This window comes from [Anoxybacillus] calidus (assembly GCF_013760845.1).
Classification (GTDB): domain Bacteria; phylum Bacillota; class Bacilli; order Bacillales; family Anoxybacillaceae; genus Paranoxybacillus; species Paranoxybacillus calidus.
In genome coordinates this window covers 101125-124932 of sequence record NZ_JACDUU010000005.1, presented here as the reverse complement: position 1 = coordinate 124932, position 23808 = coordinate 101125, and the positions used below count along the sequence as shown (strand labels likewise).

At 39.2% G+C, this 23808-nt stretch carries 23 protein-coding genes; 9 read left to right on the top strand and 14 right to left on the bottom strand.

Annotated elements, in window-relative coordinates; genetic code table 11:
- Positions 1-77: 77 nt before the first annotated feature.
- The 3 genes from yhaM to HNQ85_RS11160 all read right to left on the bottom strand — a co-directional run bounded on the left by yhaM (position 78) and on the right by HNQ85_RS11160 (position 3282).
- Positions 78-1022, bottom strand: a complete 945-nt coding sequence (gene yhaM / locus HNQ85_RS11170; protein WP_181537801.1) for a 3'-5' exoribonuclease YhaM — start codon at positions 1020-1022, stop codon at positions 78-80.
- A gap of 132 nt (positions 1023-1154) precedes the next feature.
- Positions 1155-2390, bottom strand: a complete 1236-nt coding sequence (locus tag HNQ85_RS11165) for an ABC transporter permease (protein ID WP_181537800.1) — start codon at positions 2388-2390, stop codon at positions 1155-1157.
- Positions 2383-3282, bottom strand: coding sequence for an ABC transporter ATP-binding protein (locus HNQ85_RS11160; protein WP_181537799.1), 900 nt, complete (start codon positions 3280-3282; stop codon positions 2383-2385). Before HNQ85_RS11160 ends, HNQ85_RS11165 begins: the two co-directional genes overlap by 8 nt.
- Before the next feature lie 163 nt (positions 3283-3445).
- On the opposite strand from HNQ85_RS11160, the gene HNQ85_RS11155 reads away from it, so the two are divergent.
- Positions 3446-3631 carry a YhzD family protein gene (locus tag HNQ85_RS11155; protein ID WP_181537798.1) on the top strand — a complete coding sequence of 62 codons (186 nt, stop codon included), beginning with the start codon at positions 3446-3448 and terminating at the stop codon, positions 3629-3631.
- Between the two features lie 230 nt (positions 3632-3861).
- Here the strand turns inward: HNQ85_RS11155 and HNQ85_RS11150 are convergent, their stop codons facing one another.
- The 4 genes from HNQ85_RS11150 to HNQ85_RS11135 all read right to left on the bottom strand — a co-directional run bounded on the left by HNQ85_RS11150 (position 3862) and on the right by HNQ85_RS11135 (position 8668).
- On the bottom strand, positions 3862-5376 hold the full coding sequence (locus HNQ85_RS11150) for a coproporphyrinogen III oxidase (RefSeq protein WP_343046507.1): 1515 nt from the start codon (positions 5374-5376) through the stop codon (positions 3862-3864).
- Positions 5377-5592: 216 nt separating this feature from the next.
- Positions 5593-6456, bottom strand: coding sequence for a Cof-type HAD-IIB family hydrolase (locus HNQ85_RS11145; RefSeq protein WP_181537967.1), 864 nt, complete (start codon positions 6454-6456; stop codon positions 5593-5595).
- Positions 6457-7107: 651 nt separating this feature from the next.
- A complete protein-coding gene (locus HNQ85_RS11140; protein WP_181537797.1) occupies positions 7108-7452 on the bottom strand; it encodes a YlbF family regulator in 345 nt (114 codons plus the stop codon).
- A gap of 79 nt (positions 7453-7531) precedes the next feature.
- Positions 7532-8668: a DUF445 domain-containing protein gene (locus HNQ85_RS11135; protein WP_181537796.1), complete on the bottom strand. Its 1137-nt coding sequence runs from the start codon at positions 8666-8668 to the stop codon at positions 7532-7534.
- 138 nt (positions 8669-8806) lie between these two features.
- On the opposite strand from HNQ85_RS11135, the gene HNQ85_RS11130 reads away from it, so the two are divergent.
- From HNQ85_RS11130 to HNQ85_RS11115, 4 genes are read left to right on the top strand one after another with little or no spacing between them, the layout of a single operon-like run.
- Positions 8807-9907 carry a YheC/YheD family endospore coat-associated protein gene (locus HNQ85_RS11130; RefSeq protein ID WP_181537795.1) on the top strand — a complete coding sequence of 367 codons (1101 nt, stop codon included), beginning with the start codon at positions 8807-8809 and terminating at the stop codon, positions 9905-9907.
- Positions 9904-10968 (top strand): YheC/YheD family endospore coat-associated protein, encoded by a 1065-nt coding sequence (locus HNQ85_RS11125; protein WP_181537794.1) that lies wholly within the window; start codon positions 9904-9906, stop codon positions 10966-10968. Before HNQ85_RS11130 ends, HNQ85_RS11125 begins: the two co-directional genes overlap by 4 nt.
- Positions 10965-12320, top strand: a complete 1356-nt coding sequence (locus HNQ85_RS11120; RefSeq protein WP_181537793.1) for a YheC/YheD family endospore coat-associated protein — start codon at positions 10965-10967, stop codon at positions 12318-12320. The genes HNQ85_RS11125 and HNQ85_RS11120 overlap by 4 nt, the downstream gene beginning before the upstream one ends.
- On the top strand, positions 12317-13501 hold the full coding sequence (locus HNQ85_RS11115) for a YheC/YheD family endospore coat-associated protein (protein WP_181537792.1): 1185 nt from the start codon (positions 12317-12319) through the stop codon (positions 13499-13501). Before HNQ85_RS11120 ends, HNQ85_RS11115 begins: the two co-directional genes overlap by 4 nt.
- On the opposite strand, the gene HNQ85_RS11110 is transcribed toward HNQ85_RS11115, so the two are convergent.
- A complete protein-coding gene (locus HNQ85_RS11110) occupies positions 13488-13883 on the bottom strand; it encodes a hypothetical protein (RefSeq protein WP_181537791.1) in 396 nt (131 codons plus the stop codon). The genes HNQ85_RS11115 and HNQ85_RS11110 overlap by 14 nt on opposite strands.
- Before the next feature lie 255 nt (positions 13884-14138).
- On the opposite strand from HNQ85_RS11110, the gene HNQ85_RS11105 reads away from it, so the two are divergent.
- The 3 genes from HNQ85_RS11105 (at position 14139) to HNQ85_RS11095 (ending at position 16637) form a co-directional block, all read left to right on the top strand.
- Entirely contained in the window at positions 14139-14327 is a 189-nt protein-coding gene (locus HNQ85_RS11105) for a hypothetical protein (RefSeq protein ID WP_181537790.1), read from the top strand.
- A gap of 165 nt (positions 14328-14492) precedes the next feature.
- On the top strand, positions 14493-15419 hold the full coding sequence (locus HNQ85_RS11100) for a PucR family transcriptional regulator (protein WP_181537789.1): 927 nt from the start codon (positions 14493-14495) through the stop codon (positions 15417-15419).
- A gap of 102 nt (positions 15420-15521) precedes the next feature.
- Positions 15522-16637 (top strand): ABC transporter ATP-binding protein, encoded by a 1116-nt coding sequence (locus tag HNQ85_RS11095; RefSeq protein WP_181537788.1) that lies wholly within the window; start codon positions 15522-15524, stop codon positions 16635-16637.
- A 147-nt stretch (positions 16638-16784) separates the two neighbouring features.
- Here the strand turns inward: HNQ85_RS11095 and HNQ85_RS11090 are convergent, their stop codons facing one another.
- Both HNQ85_RS11090 and HNQ85_RS11085 read right to left on the bottom strand, forming a co-directional pair.
- Positions 16785-17027 carry a hypothetical protein gene (locus HNQ85_RS11090; RefSeq protein WP_181537787.1) on the bottom strand — a complete coding sequence of 81 codons (243 nt, stop codon included), beginning with the start codon at positions 17025-17027 and terminating at the stop codon, positions 16785-16787.
- Between the two features lie 231 nt (positions 17028-17258).
- The gene (locus HNQ85_RS11085; protein WP_181537786.1) at positions 17259-18827 is read right to left on the bottom strand and encodes an IS200/IS605 family accessory protein TnpB-related protein; all 1569 of its coding nucleotides are present in this window, start codon (positions 18825-18827) and stop codon (positions 17259-17261) included.
- Positions 18828-19294: 467 nt separating this feature from the next.
- Here HNQ85_RS11085 and HNQ85_RS11080 point away from each other — a divergent pair, with 467 nt between their 5' ends.
- On the top strand, positions 19295-19498 hold the full coding sequence (locus HNQ85_RS11080) for an alpha/beta-type small acid-soluble spore protein (RefSeq protein WP_181537785.1): 204 nt from the start codon (positions 19295-19297) through the stop codon (positions 19496-19498).
- 64 nt (positions 19499-19562) lie between these two features.
- Here the strand turns inward: HNQ85_RS11080 and HNQ85_RS11075 are convergent, their stop codons facing one another.
- The 4 genes from HNQ85_RS11075 to HNQ85_RS11060 form a co-directional block, all read right to left on the bottom strand.
- On the bottom strand, positions 19563-20297 hold the full coding sequence (locus tag HNQ85_RS11075; RefSeq protein WP_181537784.1) for an amino acid ABC transporter ATP-binding protein: 735 nt from the start codon (positions 20295-20297) through the stop codon (positions 19563-19565).
- 20 nt (positions 20298-20317) lie between these two features.
- On the bottom strand, positions 20318-21019 hold the full coding sequence (locus HNQ85_RS11070; protein ID WP_181537783.1) for an amino acid ABC transporter permease: 702 nt from the start codon (positions 21017-21019) through the stop codon (positions 20318-20320).
- Positions 21006-21836 carry an amino acid ABC transporter substrate-binding protein gene (locus HNQ85_RS11065; RefSeq protein WP_181537782.1) on the bottom strand — a complete coding sequence of 277 codons (831 nt, stop codon included), beginning with the start codon at positions 21834-21836 and terminating at the stop codon, positions 21006-21008. The genes HNQ85_RS11070 and HNQ85_RS11065 overlap by 14 nt, the downstream gene beginning before the upstream one ends.
- Positions 21837-21994: 158 nt before the next feature.
- Complete coding sequence (locus tag HNQ85_RS11060; protein ID WP_181537781.1) at positions 21995-23260, bottom strand: hemolysin family protein; 1266 nt, start codon at positions 23258-23260, stop codon at positions 21995-21997.
- Between the last annotated feature and the right edge of the window lie 548 nt (positions 23261-23808).

Below are 23808 nucleotides of genomic sequence, written 5' to 3'. Positions count from 1 at the left end.
ACGCGGTTCGATTTCATTGTATACATAAAAAAAGCTGTCTCATAAGGGCCAGACCCTTTGCTTGAGACAGCTTCTTTTCACTGATGAAACGTCGGTTTATAAAAAGAACGGTTATCAAGCGCAAAAATTTTCTCGGTAAATTCGCCTGGCTTAACTTTTTCAAGTGCACGGTCCAGCATGTTCATCTTCGCATCGAGGTTATCGATATAGTGAAGAATTTCCGCTTCCTTCACCATCGGCGGTTTCGGACTTCCCCATTCTGCCTTACCATGATGAGAAAGCACCATATGCTGCAATATAACCACTTCTTCACCGGTAATCCCTAAATGTTCTGCTGCTTTGCCAATTTCATTGACCATAATCGAGATATGTCCGAGCAAGTTTCCTGCTACTGTATACGTTGTCGAAATCGGCCCGGATAACTCAATCACTTTTCCAAGGTCATGCAAAATGACACCGGCATATAATAAATCTCTATCTAGTGACGGATAAAGATTGGCAATCGCTTTTGCTAAGTCGAGCATAGAAACAACATGATAGGCCAAACCTGAAATATATTCATGATGATTTTTCGTTGCCGCTGGATATTCGAGAAATTCATTTTGATATTTTTTTAATAGATGTCTTGTAATTCGTTGGATATTCGGGTTTTTCATTTCAAAAATATATTTTGTAATTTTATCTATCATATCTTCTTGCTTCATCGGTGCCACTTCAAGAAAGTCGGCAATCCGCACTGGATCGCTGCTGTTTGCCGGACGAATGTTACGGATTTTCAGCTGCGTTCGGCCGCGATAATTATTAATATCACCAAACACTTTGACGATGCTTTCCGGCACGTACACAACCTCATCTTCCGGAGACGCATCCCACAGCTTTGCTTCAATTTCTCCGGTTTTATCTTGCAAAATGAGCGTTAAGAACGGTTTGCCGTTGCTGGCAATACCTTTTGTCACCGTTTTGATAAGCAAATAAATATCGACCTGCTCGCCGACTTCATAATGAATAATTCCTTTTGTCAATCTATTCTCCTCCGTTTCGCATTCAACGTATATTTATTATATCACATCAGGTTATTTCTCCCATCACTACTCCGCTAAAAACAAAAGGCTTGACTTCCTAATTTTGAGAAAGTCAGCCCTCATCAATCACCGTTATTTTTTCGTTAGTTGTAGCGCTTTTTTAATGTCTTTGAACGACGTCGATTTTCCGTACATCAACACGCCGCCGCGATATACTTTTGCTCCAAAATAGGCGAAGAAACTGATTGTCGCTACTAATAAACCGATGCTTAAAGCGATTTCCCACATCGGGACATTTAACATCCCGACACGCAAAAACATAATCATTGGTGCAAAAAACGGAATAAACGATGTCACTGTGATGAAAGGAACTTCCGGATTATTCAAGCCAAACATCGCAATAAAAAAGGCAGCAATAACTAATAAGTTGACAGGAGTAATCATTTGCTGTACTTCTTCAATGCGGCTCACGAGTGAACCGAGCAAAGCGAATAAAGTCGCGTATAAAAAATAACCGAGCAAGAAAAAGACAATGGCATAAGCAATCGTTGCAACTGGAATTTGCTCAAACCCCAAAATAGCGGTCAACTCACCATTTTCTTTGATCGATGTATAGCCAATCACAAAAAGGATGCTAAACTGCGTTAAACTCAATAACGCGACGCCGAAAATTTTGCCAAACATTTGTTGTACGGGCGAAGCGCTTGAAATTAATATCTCCATGATGCGGGACGATTTTTCCGTCGCCACTTCCATCACAATCATGGTGCCGTACATAAAAACGAAAATATAAATCGCAAATAATAAAATATATACAAGTAAACGAGCCTGATTTAATTCTTCCTCCGTTTTTGCATTTTTCTCTAATGCCACTTTTTCAAACACAACAGGTTCATACAATTCCTTTACTTGCTCAGTACTTAATCCGATTTTCGCCGTCGCTAATGTTGTTTTGATCTGCTGTAATGCCTGTTCTAATTGTAAAGGCGTGTCACTATCCGCTACTGTCATTGCATAATAAGCTGCCTTTGGTAATTGTTTATCGTCATAGCCAAGAACAACGTACGCCTGCCACTCTCCGTTTTGCACTTTTTCTTTTGCCTTATCTTCCGCTCCTTTAAACATTCGTAAATCTATATCTTTTTCCCCGTCCGTTTTCAGCTGCTCCTCTAGCGGTTCATACAGCTCGCCCGTTTTATCAATAACAGCAACCGTTTTCGTTTCCTCATCACTAAAAAGTTCAATAATATGATTTAAGTTTGTCAATCCCAAAACAAGCAGAGCCGTAATAATCGTCGTAATCATAAATGATTTTGATTTTAATTTTGTAAAATATGTATGCGCTAAAACAATCCAAAACTTATTCATATGACGCACCTACTTTTTCAATAAAAATGTCATTTAAAGACGGTTCTTCAAGCGCAAATTTGCGAATAAATCCTTTTCCAGCAATATGAGACAAAATGTGCTGAGAGGTTTCTTCATTTTCAATTTGCAAGTGAACCCCTTCCGCTGTCGCCTTCGCTTTTACAACACCAGGAAATTCATGCAAATCATCAAGCGGAAAGTCCGCATGAATAACAACGTTTTTTTTGCCGAATGAACGTTTTATTTCTTTTAGTGCCCCATGTACAACTGGCTTGCCGCGATGCATAATACAGAGATGCTCGCAAAGCTCTTCTACATGCTCCATTCTGTGGCTTGAAAACACAATTGTTGTTCCTGCGTTTTTTAAGTCAACGACGGCTGCCTTTAATTGTTCTACATTCACCGGATCGAGTCCGCTGAAAGGTTCATCTAAGATGAGCAGCTTCGGTTTATGAATGACGGAAGCAATAAATTGAATTTTTTGCTGATTTCCTTTTGACAGTTCTTCTACTCGTTTGTTCGCATAATCTGGTACTTTAAATCGCTCCAACCAATACTCCATTTCTTTTATAATGGTTTGTTTGTCAAGTCCACGTAAACGGCCTAGATATATAAGTTGTTCTTTTACTTTCAATTTCGGATACAATCCTCGTTCTTCAGGCAAATAACCAATGAGGTGGCTACTTGCATAATTAATCGTCTCATCGTTCCACGTAATTTCTCCCTCTGTCAGGTCTAATAATCCTAATATCATGCGAAACGTCGTCGTTTTGCCGGCACCATTTGCTCCTAAAAAGCCGAACATTTCCCGCTCAGGAATTTCTAGCGTCAAATGATCGACTGCCGTAAAATCCCCAAACCGTTTTGTCACATTTTGCAATCGCAACCCCATACATAAAACCCCTCTCTATCACACAATTGTTAATAAAAACCAAAAATTCCAACATTATATTACACGTTTATTTTAACAAAAAGTTTCATTGTTTTTGGAGGAAAATTACAAAAATAAAAGAATAGTAGTCAGTGAAAATCAATCATCAAGGAGGGCAGCGCCTATGAACACATATACATTAACGGTATTTGAGAAAAACGGTGAAAAGCTGTTAGATGAAACATTCGAAGCAGCCAGCGAAGAGGAAGCAAAAAAAATCGGTGAACAGAAACTAAGAGAAAAGAACTATCATGAAAAAACACATCGCTGTACATCTTCAAACGGCAAATTAATTCTTTTCCATCGTTAATAAAGTTCAACGAACATCAGTGGGATTTTCTTCATCCCATACAGATGTTCGTTGAATTGATCGTCCGTAAGACTAGATGAGAGTCTTACAGACGATTAGAACAGGATAAAGAAAAAGGAGGCTGACCTAAAGGCAAAGTGTCAGCCCCCACAACACAATATAACATGAAATAGACTATATAATTGTAAAATTTGCACGAGTTCAGACACTTATCGGTCAGCCTCTTTCATTTATTTACAAGCAAAAATTTCTGCCATCATCTTTAACTTTTCTTCCGTATAATACACATAATTATCATTGTAAGCTTTCGGTTCTTTCGGATTGGCAAAGCGTGTGATTTTCCCCGTCTCTGGGTGAACAAACTTGCTCGATGCGCCGCAGCCAAGCCCAATGATGGACTGTTTCTCTTCCATAATCATAATGTTATAAATGCTTTCTTGCCCTGGAAGCGCGTAACCGACATTCTCCAGATTGCCAAGAATATTTTTTTGGCGATATAAATAATATGGAACGTAACCGTGACGCTTCGTCCACTCTTGCGCATTTTTCATCATCATGCTGATTTCATCTCGGTCAGCGACTTTATATTTTTCTTTGTTTTTCGTCATTTCTGAAGCGCGCTTAAATGACAACGTATGAACGGTCAATGATTCCGGCATTAATTTTTCTGTTTCCGCTAATGTGTAGTTAAATTCTTCTACTCCCTCTCCTGGAAGACCAATAATTAAATCCATGTTAATATTGTTCATGCCCATATTGCGCGCGAGATGAAACTTTTCAATCGTTTCTTCGACCGTATGATGACGGCCAATCGCTTTTAATGTTTCTTGAATGTATGATTGCGGATTGATACTGATTCGGTCAATGTTCCACTTTTTCAGAACTTCCAGTTTCTCCGGTGTAATCGTATCGGGACGCCCGGCTTCCACGGTAATTTCGCGAACACGCTCTACATTTGGAAATGACTCGTACATCTCCTCATAAAGCATGTCCATTTCTTCCGCAGTAATGCTTGTCGGTGTACCGCCGCCATAGTAAATTGTTGTGATATTAATGCCTCGCTCTTTTAAAAAGCGGCCGATCTCCCTCATTTCATAATGAAGCCCGCCTAAAAACGAATCGACAGATCCTTGCCGTCCGTTAATCGCATAGGCCGGGAACGTGCAATACGCGCATTTCGTCGGACAAAACGGAATGCCGATATAAATACTCACTTCATGTGACAAATTGTATAAATCAGGCACGATCGTCAGTTGCCGGTCAACAATTTGCTGCATCAGACGAATTTTTTCATCGGTGACTAAATAGTCTTCTCGCAATTGTTTATGCGCTTCTTCCTTAGAAAGTCCGGATTGTAGCTTTTGATGCAAAAGCTTCACAGGACGGACTCCCGTTAAAATGCCCCAATGCTGCAACAATCCTGTATATTCCTGAAGCAAGGTTAAATAAACATGTGAAACGGAATTTTTCACTTGTTTAAAACGTTCCTTTTCTTCTGTGTACAAACGCAAATCTTTTTCATAGTTCGCTTCAAACGTTTTTCCTGTTGCGGCTTCTTGAAGCGTTCCTCGAACATGCAATTGATCATTACCGTTTAATTCAAAAGTAACGATTACATCTGGAGTATCTATAGATAAAAGTGATACTTCATTTTCTTCAAAAAATAAATCCGTTATCACTTCAAGTGGTCGCTGAAACTTTTCCACATGATGCAACCCATTGATTTGAATTCGCAATCGAATCACCTTTCATCTTAAATTCCTTGTCAAACTTATATAAGTGTACAGAAGATAACGAAAGTTCGTCAAGAAAACAATGTCATCTTTCCAATGGTATTTAATGAAAAAAGAGCTGTCACATAAGGGTCTGACCTCACATTCACATATCAAGTACATCTGCCAAATAGAATGCACGGTATATTGTAATTGTGGGGGTCTGACCCTTTGCCAGCCTCTTTTCAACTATTTATTAATCTTGATTTGCCGCAAAAATTCAAGACGCTGTTGTTTGCGGAAATGTTCCTTGATCATGTAAGCGACACCTAATTGTTCATTCGAACGCGTCACCCAGTCAGCCACCTTTTTCACTTCGGCCGGCGCATTTCCCATCGCCACGCCTAGCCCTGCTGCTTCAATCGCAGAAATATCATCTAGACCATCGCCAATGACAACCATTTCCTTCAAAGAAATTCCTAAATAATCTCCTAATTTTTTTAAACCATTCAATTTCGAAACAACACTGGGCACAATCTCTATTTTCCAATCCGGCTGTATAATCAGGTCAATTCCGTAAAAAGCTTTGCGTAATACTTTTACTGCCTTGTCTCTTTCTTCTTCATCTGGAAAATACACTTCAATTTTCGGCACCGCTAAAGGTTCATCACGGAGCGTATCCCCAAGCGAATCAACAAATTGCGTCGGGTAAATGAACGGGTCTCCCGTTGATAATACCGTTTGTACAACAAGATTTTTTTGTATTTTTTTTCGGTTGCCAATGGAGTAACGTTCATGCATTAAACGAATATTACACTCAAAGTTCTCTAGCACTTGAACAATATTAAATGTCTTCTCTTCAGAAATCGTTTTTTCATATATTTTCTCATCGAGAGTTTTTGCAATGACCGCTCCTTGAAACGTAACGAGCATAGCATTCAACTTCAACGCTTTCGCTACTTTTCTTGCCGACAAAAAATTTCGGCCCGTTAATAGCGTGACATATACTCCCTTTTGTTTGACAAATTCAATCGCTTCTTTCGTTTCTTTTTGCAGGCGCCCGTTATTTTTTAAAATCGTCCCATCAATGTTAAGAGCAAGCAATTTATAAATCAAGGCTGTATCCCCCTTTTCCTGTTGTCACTTGCCTTGTCAATAATAGCTATGATAATAAGGACAAAAAAAGAACACCCATTTTCATGAGTGTTCAAATTCATTGGGGGGAATATGTGTTTTTATTCAAACCTCATTTCCTCGTTACAGGAATACTGTTTTTCACCTTTATACTACCACGAAAGCTTTGATTATATTTTCCTAATTTACAAATTAGTAAAAAATAACCATAATCATTTATCTATAATGTAGTTGGGTCGAGGGCATGTTGAAAAACGTTTTTATTTGTTAACCTTTTCTGTCTTTCTACCAAGAATTGCTGCGTTATTTGAGAGAAGATGGAAGAACAGATCTATAAGGGGATATTTGAGTTCAATTTAGGATTTCCATTCGATTTTATTCACTTGAAATAGGCGGAAAACTCTCGCAGTGAAAGTGAGAGTCGTTCAATGAATGTATCGTTCTATCTTGGTGTATTTTGTCGTAAGTTGTTTCCGCTTAAAAATATAAAATAAAAAAGAGGCTGACCCTCAAGCAAAGTATCAGACCCACCACACAATATATAAGACATACTATTAGGTAAATGAACGATCTATTGTGAAAAGCATGTGAGGTCAGATACTTATCGATCAGCCCCTTTTTCTATCGTGGCTATTCAAACTTGTTGTATAACTCTTCAAGAGGCTTCAACACAATTTTGTTCACTTCTGCAATGAGAAAGCTCATGCGCTGCTCTAACTCCATCAATTGCGCAATTTTGTCATGCTGCTGCACTAACGCTGCCATCTTTTGCGCTTGCTCAATCTCCTCTTGCAAAATCTCTTCACCTGTCATTTGTTTTTGATGAAGCCGCATTTGAATGTCGCGGAAGTTATTGAACATCCGGCTTGAGGTTTCATCGTGTTGAATGTCTTCATACATCTTTTTTAAACGCTGAAATTCTTCACTTTGACGAATCGCCTTTTCTAAGTTATAAGCAACTTCATAAATAGACATAAAAAAAATCCTCCTAATAAAAAATTCCTGCCGTTCTCCTATTGGATTATATGAACAGGAGAACGGCAGTATGTCAACTTTAACTAATAATTAACCCTACAATTCCCTGTATAATGCCAATAATCCCGCCTAGAAGTGCACCCAAATAAGTAATCATTTTAAATTCCCGTTTTGAAATGGATAAAATCATTTCCTCTAAACGCTCTACGGAAAACGTCTTGACTTGCGAGCGAACAATCTCTTCTAGCTGCAAACGCTGAATAATCGTATCGACCTTTTCAACAACCAATCCACTCAAAACGTCTACCGCTTTCGGAATCAACTCATGAATCATTGTTTTCTTATATGGGGCGATAACAGTCGAAAGCGGTTGATTTAAAAGTTGACCCATCTCCAATCGGTTGACAACGAAATTTTTTATAAAATCCATTGCTCTTTCTTTACCGATCAATGCCTCAACATCAGCGATTTTATATGCTTTTAGCTTATCCCATTCCTTTGCTAAAAGATTCGACAATAATTCTTTTGTTCCTTCATTATTTAAAAACTTGATAATTTCTGGTTGAATTTTATCCGCTAAACTGACATTGCCGAGAAGCATCTGCAGCATATTTCCTAACATGCCGCGCCCTGACAAAAAATCATCAATCATGCGATCAATGCGCTGCTTTCCTTCTTGACTGTTAAAATAATCAATCGCTTTATCGACAATATAATTGGCAAGCACCGGAAATGTTGCTTCTACTTTCGCAAGCAGTTCAGCAGGAAATGATTCATGAATCGTTTTGGAACGGATTTCCTTCATCCATTGTTCATATTTCGTTTCCACTAAGGAAGTCATTCTCCTTTGAATCGTTTCCTCAGGATGCTTTACTCCAATCAAAGCAGCGAGTTCGCCAATCGTCTTATGACTACTGAGCCATTTTTCTCCTGCTTCTTGTGCCCACTTCACAACACCTTGTATAAATGTTTGTTCTGTTAATTTTCTTCGTATTCCTTCTGGAGTTAACAAATGTTCAACAACCATTCGTCCCATTTGCTCAGCCAGTTCTTCCCTGCGTTTCGGGATTAGGCCGGGAGTAAACGGAAGACGCTTTCCGGCTATATAAATCGGATGATATGGACGGAACAACATTTGAATCGCTAATTCGTTGGTTACTCCCCCAATTACGGCCCCTACAATCATCATAAACACTATGTAAAAAACACTATCCATGTAGCTCCCCTTTCCTCATGTTGAGCTTAGAAAATCAAGTCACCTATCTTAGGCGATGATCATACGATAACATATCAAGCATTTGCCTAATTTTTGATTATATCGCTTGTTAACCGAAAGAGCAAATGAGGGAGAAAAATGAATTCGATATATGCCATTGCTGTTATAACAGAAATCTCAGAAACAAATGAAACGAATCATTTTGGCTCCATCCATGACTTCTGTATAGAGCTTGCTGAATATGCCGAACAAAAGGGTTTTCTGTTTTATGTAACTTCCCCCACTATTTATACAGGAAATGAACGGCTAGGATATATGTGGAAGAATAACAGCTGGGTTAAAACTCCCGTCCCTGAGGCTGGCTGTATTTATAATCGCATTCATTCACGTAAAACAGAACATTCTCCAAAATTTCAAGAGTTTCTACAACATCTGCAAAACAATCATATCCCTATATTCAATGAGCGATTTTTAAATAAATGGGAAGTTTACCATCGTTTATCAAGCTATGAATACTTGTGCCCCTTTCTTCCTGAAACACAAATGTTTACATCGAAGCAAACATTAGAACAATTTCTCACTAAATATGAAACGGTCTTTATTAAGCCGATTCACGGCAGCCAAGGCAAAAAAATTTTTCGCATACAGAAGAAGGAAGGTCACTTTTTGCTGGACTATTCGACCTTTTCAGCGGAAAAAGAGCAAATATATCCTTCCATTTCTGCGCTGTTTCTTGCTCTTAAAGAAAGAATTAAGCAGCCAGTCATTATCCAGCAGGGAGTACCATTGCAAACATATAAAAACCAGCCTGTTGATTTTCGTTTGTTATGTCATCGTATCAATGACAGTAATTGGAAAGTAACTTCCTCAGTTGCCCGAGTTGCTTCTGGAGAAAATTTTGTATCAAACGCGGCAAGAGGCGGCGAGCTCTTTCATATGAATGACATATTGAAAGAGCTTTATGAACCAAATACGAGCACATTGCAAAAAAAATTTTTAAAAGAATTGTCCCTTGAAATCGCCGCTGCCCTTTCCACTTCCACTACTGGCTTATACGGCGAATTCGGCATCGACCTTGCGCTTGATACATGCGGTAAATCGTGGGTGATTGAAGTGAATACAAAACCTTCAAAAAATTTAGATATCCCCTTCTCCGCAAAACGAATTCGCCCTTCCGCTAAAGCTATTATTGATTATTGTGCTTATTTAATCAACCAAAAAGAGGAGGGATTTTCTTGATTTCATTCGGTTTTTTAACCATCCGTAAACATCAGGAACACGAATACGCAACTGAAATGGCTAAACGAGCTTCCCTTTATGGAATTGAGATGTATCGTTTTACTCCGCTTTCAATTGACCCGTTAACAGAAAAAGTAAATGGTGAGAAGTTTAGCCATGAATTGCAATCATGGGTTTCTTGCATGTTTGATATTCCAACTTTTATCTATGACCGCTGCTTTTATCATTCCGACTCCCGTTCCAAACGAAGCAAACCAATCGTTCAGTGGATGAAAAAGCGTCCTGATCTTATATTTTTAGGGAATGGTTTCTCGAGTAAATGGGAGTTATATGAGAATCTGCGCGTGCATCCTATTCTTTCTCCTTATACGGTAAAAACTTGGCGCATCACTTCTGTTCATGATGTCATAGAAGCGTTGAAGTCGAACAAAAATATCATCTTAAAACCAGAAACAGGTTCTCAAGGTAAAGGAATGTACTGCTTAAAGCAAACGAAACATTCGCTGGAAATCGAAAGCACGTCTAAAGATATACAAATGATTAAAAGCAAAGCAGAATTAAAAGCTTGGGCAGAAAAACATCTTTGTTCACAGTCTTATATATGCCAGCCACTTCTACCTTTAAAAAATAAATACGGTCAACCGTTTGACCTTCGGCTATTTTTGCAAAAAGATGAACACGGCCAATGGAAAGAACGAGGAAGAGGCATTCGCATTGGGGAAAAAGAGACATTTATTGCTAATGTAAGCTCAGGAGCAACCATCATCTCGTTTAAAGAATGGATGAACCAAATTCCAGAGCCAAAGCAAGTGCTTATTAATGATGGAATTGATACGATCGTTACTTTATTGCCTTCATACCTTGACGAAACACTCAGTCCGCTTTTTGAAATCGGTTTGGACATTGGCATTACAGATGAAGGAGCAGTATGGATTTTAGATATCAATTCAAAGCCCGGACGAAAAATCGTGTTAGAAACATCCCCTCATGAAGCAGAAAACTTATACCACGCCCCTCTCCGTTATTGCCGCTTTCTTTCAGAAGGAGTGGAAGTGCGATGATTTATACATTAAAAATCAGCGAAAAAGGACAGAAAACAGTATGGCTGCCTTCCAACGTCCCTATTACCGGACAAACGCAAGCTATGTTTGGAAGCTATAGTGAACCCTGTTTGCTGATTTCTAGTTTAGACACCCAAAACGAAATCACCATCACGAAAGATTTGGCAAAAAAATTGAAGATTCCTTTTTCGAGCTATATTTGTGTATTTCTTGATGAACAATCCGTCCACCTCGGACCGCTTATTGGCATCTTTACAGCGGGATTTAGAAGGTCAAACATTCGTCCAATCGGCAAACGGACATTTTTCTTTGCGAAATTGCTGTCGAAAGAAAAACAAGTCGGTGGCTTTGCCTTTGTATTCGGTGCCCATCATATCAATTGGGAAACGGGAACGATCAATGGCTATTTTTATACAGAAAACGGCTGGGAACAATTTGAAGTCCCTTTTCCAAATGTGATTTATAATCGTCTTCCAAATCGACGGACAGAAAATGAAACGACATTCCAGCAAATTAAACACAAGTTAAAAAACGAATATTTGATTCCATGGTTTAACGAAAGTTTTTTTAATAAATGGGAAATTTACCGTCTGCTACAAAAACACCCGTCCGCTTTACCTTATCTTCCGGAAACGTATGCCCATCCAACGGAAGAAATCGTACAGATGCTGCTGGAAAAATATGAACATGTTTATGTGAAGCCATCGAACGGAAGCCTTGGTTTAAGCGTGTACCAAATCATTCAAGCAAAAGACAAAAAAATCTATTATTGCCGCTATCGCGATGAATATGAGCAAAACCGCCTGCGAAAATTCACTTCTCTTTCTTCATTATGGAGCGAGATATTTGCACAAAAAGAGATGGAACACTATATTGTTCAGCAAGGAATTCCTCTTATACGTTATAAAGGCAGACAAGTCGATTTTCGAATTCATACAAACAAAAACAAAAACGGAAAATGGCAAGTGAGCGCCATAGCGGCAAAAGCAGCAGGGAAAGGAAGCGTGACAACACATATAAATAACGGGGGGATTGTAAAAACGCTAGACGAAATATTCGAACATGAACAGGAACGTTGCATCATGACAGAAAAACTAAAAGAGGCAGCTCTCACCCTTAGCCAATGCTTAGAAGAAAAAATGGGAATAGCAATCGGAGAAATTGGGTTTGATATTGGGATTGATCAAAAAGGGGAAATTTGGTTATTTGAAGCAAACTCAAAACCCGGCCGCTCTATTTTTACTCATCCAGATTTAAAAAAATATGAAGAATTGACTACCATCCTTTCATTAGAGTATGGCGTCTATTTAAGTGAACAAATCATTACAAAACCCGAGGCTATCATCACATGAAAATGACAATTTATTACGATCTCGAGCAAGAAAAATGGTTTCATAAAGATCGTGACTTCTCTTATACATTTGGAAAAAATGCGATTTCGCTTCCCTATTCCGAAGCGAAACGATCTTGTTTATCTTTTTCCGTTGTCAAAAAAGATAGCCAGCTTGGGCCTCTCATTGGCATTGTCATCAGCGATTCCACCGTTAAACAACTGTTAAAAGGACATAAACGCAGTTTTGAACAGATTCATCAAGGGCTAAAGTCGCTCGGGGGAATATGTATAGTTTTCACAGCAGAAAACGTACAAACAAACGAAATACACGGTTATGTATTTTCTGATGAAAAAAAGCAGTGGATTCGTGTAAAAACTCCATTGCCTAATATCGTTTATAACCGCATAAAAACTCGAAAAGATGAACAGACGACAGCTATTCAACATTTTTTTCAATTCTTGCACAAAGGCAACATTCCTTACTTTAATCCTTCATTTTTTACAAAATGGCAGTTATATGAAATTTTAAATACAAATAAAATGCTTCGTCCCTATTTGCCAGCGACTTTGCGCATTTCATCTCCCGATGATGTTATTACGATGCTAAACACATATAGACACATTTATATGAAGCCGAACAAAGGCCATAAAGGAAAAGGAATTTTTACACTTCAACTCAATCACGAACAACATACAGTTATTTTTTCTAATATGAAGTACAAACGAACTTTTAAAAATATAACTACACTTTTCAAGTTATACGATTTGGATGAATATATAGCCCAACAAGCGATTCATTCCGACACAATGAATGGAAAACGATATGACCTGCGCATACTCGCCCATTACCAAAACCATAGTTTTGTCATTAGCGGCATCGGCATTAGACAATCGGTGATCCAGGAGATTACAACACATATTCCAAACGGTGGCAGGCTCATTCCATACGAATTAGTAAAAGAAAAAATCGACGAGTCTCTTTTGCAACATATCGTTGTGCAATGCGGTAAAACACTTTCTGCCCATTTAGGACTCATCGGTGAATTTTCGCTTGATCTCGGACGGACGCCGGACGGACATTTTTATATTTATGAACTCAACTCAAAACCAATGATTTTCGATGAGCCGGAAATCCAACAGCAAGGAACAAAAAATCTTATTCGTGCGTTTCACGAACTGAGCGGATTTATTCAAGATTAACTTCTTCAACCATTTCAAGCAATGTTTCCGCACACTGTAATGAATGTTGCAAAGCCTGCATCGTTACCTGTTTCTTTGTTCCTGTAAGACTTGTAAATAGTTCATAATACCCGTTTATTTTTTTCATTTCATTAAATAGTGCCGCATCAATCAAGTCATGTAGTGAATCATGAACGATGTGGCACGGCTTATGTTCATAAGATGCTCCATTCATTAAAAAATGGAGATACTGAAACAATTGATACTGTTTTTGTCCATGTTTCAAAAAGAGTTGCAGCTGTTGTTTCCGCTTTTCATTATCATTTATTTTGTCAAAAAGTGATTGATATAAGTCGATTGAAAAACAAGTTGCGTCAATTGTTTTTTGCAGTACAGCTAGCAAGCTTTTCCCCCCTCATGCTTGTCCATCTGCTTCATCTATATGAGAAAAACATGCAATACATGACAAATTTTCCGCTATTAGCCCATCTTTTTTACACACAAACTACACATAAGTGCAACTTCATCAGTGGGGGTTTTCTTCATCCCCCACTGATGTTAGTTGAACTTATCGGGTTCTAATCGTCCGTTATCTCCCACCTGTAGAGGTGGGAGTATTACAAACGATTAGAACGGGATAAAAAAAGGGGGGATTTATATGGATGATAAACGCAACAATCATTGCAACGATTCGTGCCATGAAGGCCGCGACAAATATTTTATGGACATTGATCGAATGATGAACGAAGGCATGTCCGGTGGTTCGGTGCATATGCGCCACAATGCAACGAACATCGAAGAAGCGCATGATTTCGTAGAAGAAGAACCGCCCCATGAAATAAGCTAAAAGAAATGAGAATGTTCCCTAAGGGTCTGCCCATACATCTACCGTATATCATGTAATGACCAAACATGATATAGGATCTAAGGTTGTAGAGGCTGACCCTTTGCTTTTGAGGCAGCTCCACTGCTGGTATAATAAAGGTAAAATTTTTGAGAAAGGAAATGTGCGATGCTCGAACAATTAAAAGCCCATTATAAAGAAGCGATGACAACGGATAAGTCTATCTCCAATCCGAATGACTACGAGTGGTTTTATACAAACAGTGGAGAACAACTGGGAATTTTAAAACGCCATCTTACAGAGCAGGAAAAACAGTTATTATCCATCTTTCTTACTCCTATACCGCAAAACCAACCATTCGCAAACAAGCAAGAATTCATTTGGTATAATTTTTTAATACACGGCAATATGAAACAAATCGATTTGCAGCACAGTCACGCTCCCTTCTATCGCTTTATTCAATTCCATCTCAAACAAACAACCGTTCATAGAGAAGATTTTTGTGAAGGTGTCAAAGAATTGCTTCCGTCTAATCCCATCATTATTTGGGAAAACGCTCATCAAGGAGTCATCATTGAGGAAAAGAAAGAAGGAGAGCGTGAAATCGTCTCTTTTGCGGAATTTATTGATACGTTATCAAGTGATTTATATATTAATCTTCGGATCTTTGTCGGACAAGTATATCCTTTCTCAGAAACACTGCGTCAATATTACATGATCGAAAAGCAATATTTTCAGCTTGCGATGGCTCATATATCCAAACAAAACATATTGACGATTGAAGATGTTTTTCCCCTTTTGCTAATAAAAAGTGGTATAAACAACAAAGAACTGCAACATGCCATTCACTTCATCGATTCAATCAAAGAAGATGCTGAGCTTTTCCATACGATTAAAACGTTTTTCGAATGTAACTTAAACGTCTCATTGGCAGCGAAAAAGCTTTATATACACCGCAATAGCCTGCAATATCGAATCGAAAAATTTAGCGAACGGACTGGGATTGATATTAAACATTTTAAAGGAGCTGTTACAACGTATTTAGCCATGTTGGCCTACCACCATCTTAATAACGAAAACCGGCAGGATGCCTAAAAATCCTCCTCTCTTTTTTGTGCAGGTTGCACATTTACGGAAGATGGTATTTTTAGTACTCTAAAAGCAAATGAAATCGTTATCATAGGGGGAGGAATAAAAATGGCTGAACTCCGTCTCGAGCACATTTATAAAATTTATGATAATAACGTAACAGCAGTAAAGGATTTTAACTTACATATTAAAGATAAAGAGTTTATCGTCTTGGTAGGTCCATCCGGCTGTGGTAAATCAACAACACTGCGCATGATTGCTGGATTAGAGGAAATTTCAAAAGGAGATTTATACATCGATGGAAAACGCATGAACGATGTCGCTCCTAAAGATCGCGACATTGCGATGGTGTTTCAAAACTATGCACTCTATCCGCACATGAGTGTATATGATAATATGGCGTTCGGTTTAAAGCTGCGCAAATTTCCAAAAGACGAAATCGATCGACGCGTTCGCGAAGCAGCCCGCATTCTCGGTCTTGAACAATATTTAGACCGCAAACCGAAAGCATTATCTGGTGGTCAGCGTCAACGCGTTGCACTAGGACGTGCGATTGTTCGCGACGCAAAAGTATTCTTAATGGACGAACCGCTCTCTAACCTTGATGCAAAACTTCGCGTGCAAATGCGCTCAGAAATCGCCAAATTGCATCAACGTTTAGGAACAACAACCATTTACGTAACACACGATCAAACAGAAGCGATGACAATGGCGACCCGCCTTGTTGTCATGAAAGACGGTGTCATTCAACAAGTCGGAACACCGAAAGAAGTATATGAAAAACCGGAAAACGTCTTTGTTGGCGGCTTTATCGGTTCCCCAGCGATGAACTTCCTAAAAGGTACATTAAAAGACGGAGCGTTTGTCGTTGGCAATGTAACAATTGCTGTACCGGAAGGAAAAATGAAAGTGCTTCGTGAGCAAGGTTATGTCGGCAAAGAAGTCATTTTAGGTATTCGACCTGAAGATTTCCGTGACGAACCAGTATTTATCGAAGCATCGAAAAATACGAAAATTACCGCAAACGTTGAAGTCGCCGAATTAATGGGCGCTGAAACAATGATTTATTCACAAATTGATGGTCAAGAATTCGTTGCTCGTGTTAATGCCCGTACAGAAGTTAAACCTGGACAAACGATTGAACTTGCTTTAGATATGAATAAAGCTCACTTCTTCGATGCAGATACGGAAGTGCGCATTCGTTCAAACGCTGAAAAAGCATAATTCTCGTTGTTATGCTCCCTTTTTAAATAGATATTCAATAAGGGACTGACCCATAAGTCTCTGACCTCACGTATAGTGTTTTTATCCATTGTTATGTCCTAATATATTATGGTTATGAGGTCTGACACTTACTTTTGGGTCAGCCTCTTATTCTTTAATAAATTGTGTTTGCTCGTTACCGCAATGCAGACAGTAAAAAAGGTGAGCGCATTCATGCCGACTTAATGTAGAAGGATAACCGTCTATGCGCTTCATGAGGTCAATTTCCATATATGGACTATAAGCACCGAAATAGTCCATCATTTTCCCCTTATCTTCTAATTTTCCGCCGCAATTCTCACAATATAATAGAAGCTCTCGGAAGCCATTACAAAGCGGGCAAATGTTCATCGTATGCTTATACCTGGTTACTAAGCTAAAATCTATAAACATCTACAAAACGCGATGGAACCAGGAAACATCGCTTGCCGCTCGGATTCTCACCGAGTTCCATCGGGAAGGGAATCCCCTTGTCATTCACCTCCTGTGAAAGACAGCCCGTGGCTCGCTGTTAGCGACGGCATCTGTCGTGCACCATTCCTTCCATCGGTCAGTACACGACAACGATTTTAGTAACCAGGTCTACACCTCCTTCAGTTGAATTTGATACTGGTTCAGCCAACAACATTTATGCAATAGGTTCCATAATGACCATTCATGTTCCTCTTTGAAGTTCTCTATCTTTTTCAACATCATACCTAGATATTGTCGTTGTTTCGTTCCGCTTTTTGATTGCTTATAGGATTCTTCCATTGACCCTAACACGGCAATCAAATGGCGTTTCACTTTTGTTTTGATGGTGTCAATGAGTTCTTTTGGCAACCGTTCATGATATCCTAATCCTCGTCTACCAATCACAAAAGCGGCACTTTCATGGACGGATAAACCGTATTTTTTCATATACTTGAAACGACCAATGACACTGGTATAGGCAGGGTTCACTTTTTTGATGCGAAAACCAAGCCGCATTCCCCGACGAAGGATCGTTTCCGTCAGCTTTTTCTTTTTAAAGTTGTGCGTGAAGCGATTGAATCGTTTGTCCGTATCATGTTGTTGTCTTAGTTGGATGTTTTCGATGACCACGGCGCCCACGTTTTCTTGAAGCAGCCAATCATATACATCGCGTACCGTTTCACCGATGAGGTTGTTTCGTTTATTCGCTCGTACATATTCGAGCTCATGGCAATAAAATACCTTTGATTGGACATAGTTTCCTTGTTTAGAAACGATGCTCACGGCGATACGGTCGATATTGATGTCTATCCCAGCGATTCGTTCCCCTTGAATCGGTTCATCATAGGCGATTTCCCTTCCATATACCTCCTCTTCATAGCTAAGATGGATGTAATATTCGCCGTTCTTTCGTTTGATTTCAACGGTGTACGGTCGATATTCGATGATGGGCTTCCCTTTTGGATTCACTCCCACCTGCTCACTCATGATCACATCGATGATTTCCGGTTCATATTTTTCGGGAACATAGACCGAAAACCTCAAGCGAGGAGCGTGTTTCCCATTTGGTTGTTCCAGCGGGTTGGCGATTTCTACATACCATTGATTCGTGTGGTCGTCATACCCTAGGCGAATATTTAAATTTCCTTTTTTGCTTTTATCGCCCCTCGCGTACAACTGATTCGAACGTACGTCTTTCCATTCTTCGTTCGTGATGCTTCCTTTTAGACGCTTATAAAAGTTTTGTTTTCCGCCAAAAATCACACTCGGAATCGTTCCATGTTCCAGATGGTGCTTTAGCTCTGCTTCTTTTGCTTTGAGCTTTTCTAACCGTTGGTGCAATCCGTTGAGACAAGTTCTTACATCGACGTTCTTCGGTGTTTTTCGTCCATGTTGGTATTCATCCATTTTCTTCGCTGTTTTTTCGATTTTCGCTTGCACATCCTCCAACCGCATTGGAAGTAACTCGCGTTGAGAAGAAATCAGCGATTGTGCCAACAACACCGCATCTTCGGCATACCGTTTGTTGAGCGGGAATTGGTGCGGAAGGTGCTTGATGATGTCTTCGGCGTTCCTTCCCTCCAGCAAACGGTTAAACGCATATCGCTTGGCTGAACAAAAGACACGCATCAACTCGTCTAATGAGTGAAGTTGTGTTTCATGCTCGGAAACGATTTTCATGACCCGAACCGTTTTCATCCCCTTGCCGTCCCCCTATGTTTGGATTCTTCAGAACATATATTCGCCAAATCTTCTTCATTTCCTTTTTACATGAGGAAAGGGAGTTATCATTTTCTCAGCATGACCTAGGGGGAAGGTTCAGAAGATAGTCGAAATCCATAAATTCAGGCAAAAAACAAGAGATATTTATATAATTTCACACATTTTTGTAGATTTGAAATGAACTGGTTATACCTCCTGCACGAAAATTCTCCACACTTCTACATATTCCCTAATGTATGAAAAAACATGTAGCCACCAAAAAGATGAAAAAATTACCACAACATCATAAAGAATAATAATTTAAAAACTCCTCAAAATAGTAGTAACATCAGCAAACAACATCGATGGGTTAAGCCAAGCTTGGCAGCGTGATACTCTCACGCGTTGCTGGTGCAAATCCAGCTAACCCAGCCATTAAAACTTCAATGAGGAGATGATTCAACATGGCTCAAAACAACAACAGTAACCAATTATTAGTTGCTGGCGCGCAACAAGCAATTGATCAAATGAAATACGAAATCGCTCAAGAATTTGGTGTAAACCTTGGTGCTGACACAACTTCACGCGCTAACGGTTCTGTAGGTGGAGAAATTACAAAACGCCTAGTTGCTATGGCTCAACAACAACTTGGCGGCGGCCGATTTTAATTTAAAGCTTGACAACTTCATATAAATGGCTAAAGCCCCAAGCGTTACGCTTGGGGCTTTATTTTTACTGAATAAGCTGAAGGAACTGCTTTGTCCGTTCATGTATTGGAGCTGTAAAGATTTTTTCAGGACTGCCTCGCTCGACAATGACGCCTTGATCCATAAAAATCACTTCATCCGCCACTTCTTTGGCAAAACGCATTTCATGGGTAACAACGACCATGGTCATTCCCTCATTGGCGAGATCTTTCATTACTTTTAATACTTCACCAACTAATTCAGGGTCTAATGCGGATGTTGGTTCATCAAACAACATGACTTCAGGCTCCATGGCCAGCGCTCTTGCAATGCCAACGCGTTGCTGCTGACCGCCTGAGAGCTGGAATGGGTAAAGGTTGACCTTGTCAGCCAAGCCCACTTTTGCTAATAACTCTTCCGCTTTTTTTCTCGCTTTTTCCTTTGTTTCACCTTTAACCGTTACCGGCCCTTCCATGACATTTTCTAATGCCGTCATATGCGGGAATAAATTATAGCTTTGAAAAACCATTCCCGTTAAACGGCGAAATGCACTGATTTCTTGTTTTGTAATCTTTTTTGAAAAATCCAATGTCTTATCGCCAATCGTTATGATTCCTTTTGTCGGTGTCTCTAATACATTTAAACAACGAAGCAACGTCGTTTTTCCGGAACCGGATGGGCCGATGATCACGACTACCTTGCCTTTATCGATTTGTAAATCAATGCCTTTTAAAACCTCTAAGTCACCGAACGATTTATATAATCCTTGAACAGAAATCATTTTCCTTATCTCCTTATGATTTAGCGCACAATATAGCGGTTTAAACGACGTTCAATTCCATCCTGAAGAATCGAGAGTAGAAAACAAATCACCCAATAGATAAGGGCCGCCTCAGTATAAATCAATAAAACCTCATAGTTCATCGAAGCAATTTCCTGGGCTTTACGAAACATTTCGGAAACGAGAATAACTGAAGCTAAAGACGTATCCTTTACTAAGCTAATAAACGTGTTGGATAGCGGCGGTACAGATACACGAGCAGCCTGAGGAAAAATAATGCGCTTTAACGCTTGCGTATAACTCATACCCAAGGAATACGCCGCTTCCCATTGTCCTTTCGGAATCGATAAAATCGCCGAACGAATAATTTCTGATGCATAGGCGCCGACATTTAGTGAAAAGCCAATCACCGCGGCTGGAAATGGGTCAATCGTAATTCCAACACTCGGCAGCCCGTAAAAAATAATAAATAATTGCACTAACAGCGGTGTACCACGAATCGCTGATACATATACTCTCGCGATTATTTGTAACAGTTTGACGTTCGATAGACGCGCCAATGCTGTCAAAATCGCCAATACTAAACCAATGGAAAATGTGATAAGAGTAAGTGGAATGGTGTAAAACAAAGCCCCCTTCACCAAAGGGAGAAGGGAACTTTGCGCAATTGTGATTAACCTTTCTAAACGTTCAGAATCCATCCATACATTATTTAGATACATCTTGACCAAACCATTTCTCAGAGATTTTTTGATATGTGCCGTCTTTCATCATTTCTTTCAGCACTTTGTTGACTTCAGCAACTAACGTATCGCTGCCTTTGCGGAACATCAAACCGCTTTGGGAAGCATCTTTATGAGTGGCAACAATTTTAATTGGTGCATTCGGTTTTTGTTTTAAGAAATCAAGTACAGATAGTTTGTCGTTAATGGTTGCATCTACGCGCTTAGAGCGTAACAACTCAATTGCCTGGTTAAACCCATCTACACCAACGATTTCTGCTCCGTATGAACGTGCTAAATCCGCATAGTTGCTTGTCATCGATTGCGCAGATTTCAATCCTTTAATATGTTCAAACTTAGAAACTTTCTTATTATCTTTATGCACCACTAAAACAGCAGCTGATGTCGTATACGGAATGGAAAAATCATATTTTTCTTGACGGTCAGGACGAATACCGACTTGGTTCGCAATCATATCAAAGCGTTTCGCATCTAAACCAGCAAACATCGCATCCCATTGTGTTTCCATAAATACCGGCTTCACGCCAAGACGCTTTGCCACTTCCTTCGCGATTTCCACATCAAATCCTGTTAACTCGCCGTTTTTATCATGGAACGTAAACGGAGGATATGTGCCTTCCGTACCGATACGCAATTCTCCCTCTTTTTTCACTTTCGCCAGTAAATCGGTTGTTTCTTCTTTCGCTGTTGTATTTTCTTTCTTCGCTTCTTCTTGAGTTGCGTTATTTCCACATGCAGTTAACAATAACGAGAAGCTCAAGAAAATAGCTGTTATTAACAAAGGAAACTTTTTCATCTTATTAACCCCCATTATTCCGATTGGTTTTACAACAACATATGTCATAGTCATAGTAAAAAAGATTATAATATATGTCAAACATTTTTATTTCCTGTCGAAAATAATAAATCAGACCCCTCCACTTATTCAAGAGGTCTGACTTACATGAGAACGCTTTAGATGCTTTCACTGACTGGCTCATTAATCCGAACAAGCACTTTACGAATTCGTCTGTTCTCCACTTGTCTTACTGTTAACGTTAACGATTCATAATTAAATTTTTCGCCAACGTTTGGAATGCGGGCAAATGTTTCGAATACCCATCCGCCTAATGTATGTGAAGAGCTTTCCGGCTCGGTAATTTTCATGATTTGGCAAAATTCATCGAGCGGCAGTTCTGCGTTAAATTCATATTGAAAATCATCGATCTTATGAATGGTTTTTACCGCTTCATCATGTTCGTCCCATATCTCACCAACGATTTGTTCAAGAATATCTTCTAATGTAATTAAGCCTGATGTGCCGCCAAATTCATCGACGACAATCGCCATATGCACTTTGCTCTTTTGTAGCTCTGGGAGCAATGCCGAAATCTTCATCGATTCGACAACGAATAACGGTTGTCTTAACAATTCACGAATATTGACTTCTTTTTGTTGAATAAGCTGGCTGAAAAAGTCGCTCTCTGATAATATCCCAATGACATTATCAATGTCATCTTCATAAACCGGAATACGTGAATATTTTTCTCGAAGAAAAAGGTCGCGAATTTCCTCAATTGGCCGATTTACTTCCACCGCCACCATATCAATGCGCGGTGTAAAAATCTCGCCAACTAAAATATCATTAAAATCAAGCGAACGATGTACAAGCTCTTTTTCTTTATTATCAATGACTCCCTCTTCCTCGCTTAAATCAATCATCACTTTAATTTCCTCTTCCGTAACAGCAGGAACGGAAATGCCATGGGTAAGCCATGTTGTAAATTTCGTTTTTAACATCGCAAAGAAAATGGTAATTGGCGCTAAAAGCTTTACTAACACATAGACAATCCCCGAGTATTTTAGAGAAAGGGATTCTGCATTTTCTTTCGCGAACGACTTCGGCAAAATTTCACTAAATATTAAAATAAGAGTTGTCATTCCAACCATGCTGAGGAATAACCCCATATTCCCACCAAATATATCCATTGCAACTTTAGCAGCAATGGAGACGGCTACGATATTTACAATGTTATTGGCAACAAGGACAGTTAATAAAGCTGTATCCAAATTTTCCGTAATGTATAACGCTTTTTTGCTGCCGTGTCGATTTTCCTCAACATAGTTTTTTAACCTAATTTTATTCACACAGGAAAAAGCGGTTTCCGCGGAGGAAAAGAAAGCAGATAAAATAATAAGAAAAAGAATCAGCCCAAACAGGCTCAGAGGCAATTCTCCCAAGGAATATTCACACTCCCAAATTGTTACTTTATTATTAATATCCAATATATTTATATGTATTATGATAGCAAATTTTTCAGAAAATGAAAATGTCCCTACATTTGAATGCCTCCTACATAACTCTCTTACCAGCCGTTTGAAGTGAAAGATTATTTTAAGAATATCTCTGGTGCTCGTTGAAATGATGTTTTAATAAAGAAAAAACTGCGGATCAAATTCCGCAGTATCTCTTTATGTTTCCCATAAACACACGCCGATAAAATAAGATAAGATCATCAAGGAAGCGATATTGAACGTAACAGACCATTCTTCCATCTTGCCGTCCCCTCCGTTATGAATAGAATCCCCTTAATAGGGTAACACACCGCTTCATCGTACAATCGCAACAAATCGTACATTTTTTTGACTATGGAGTGAATATTTTATGAACACGCCGATCTAAAAAAGAAGCTGACCCGTAAGTGTCTGACCTCACGTGTATGGCACAATATATCGCTTATTTATCTAAATTATGTCCTATACATTGTGTTGTGGGCCTGGCACTTTAC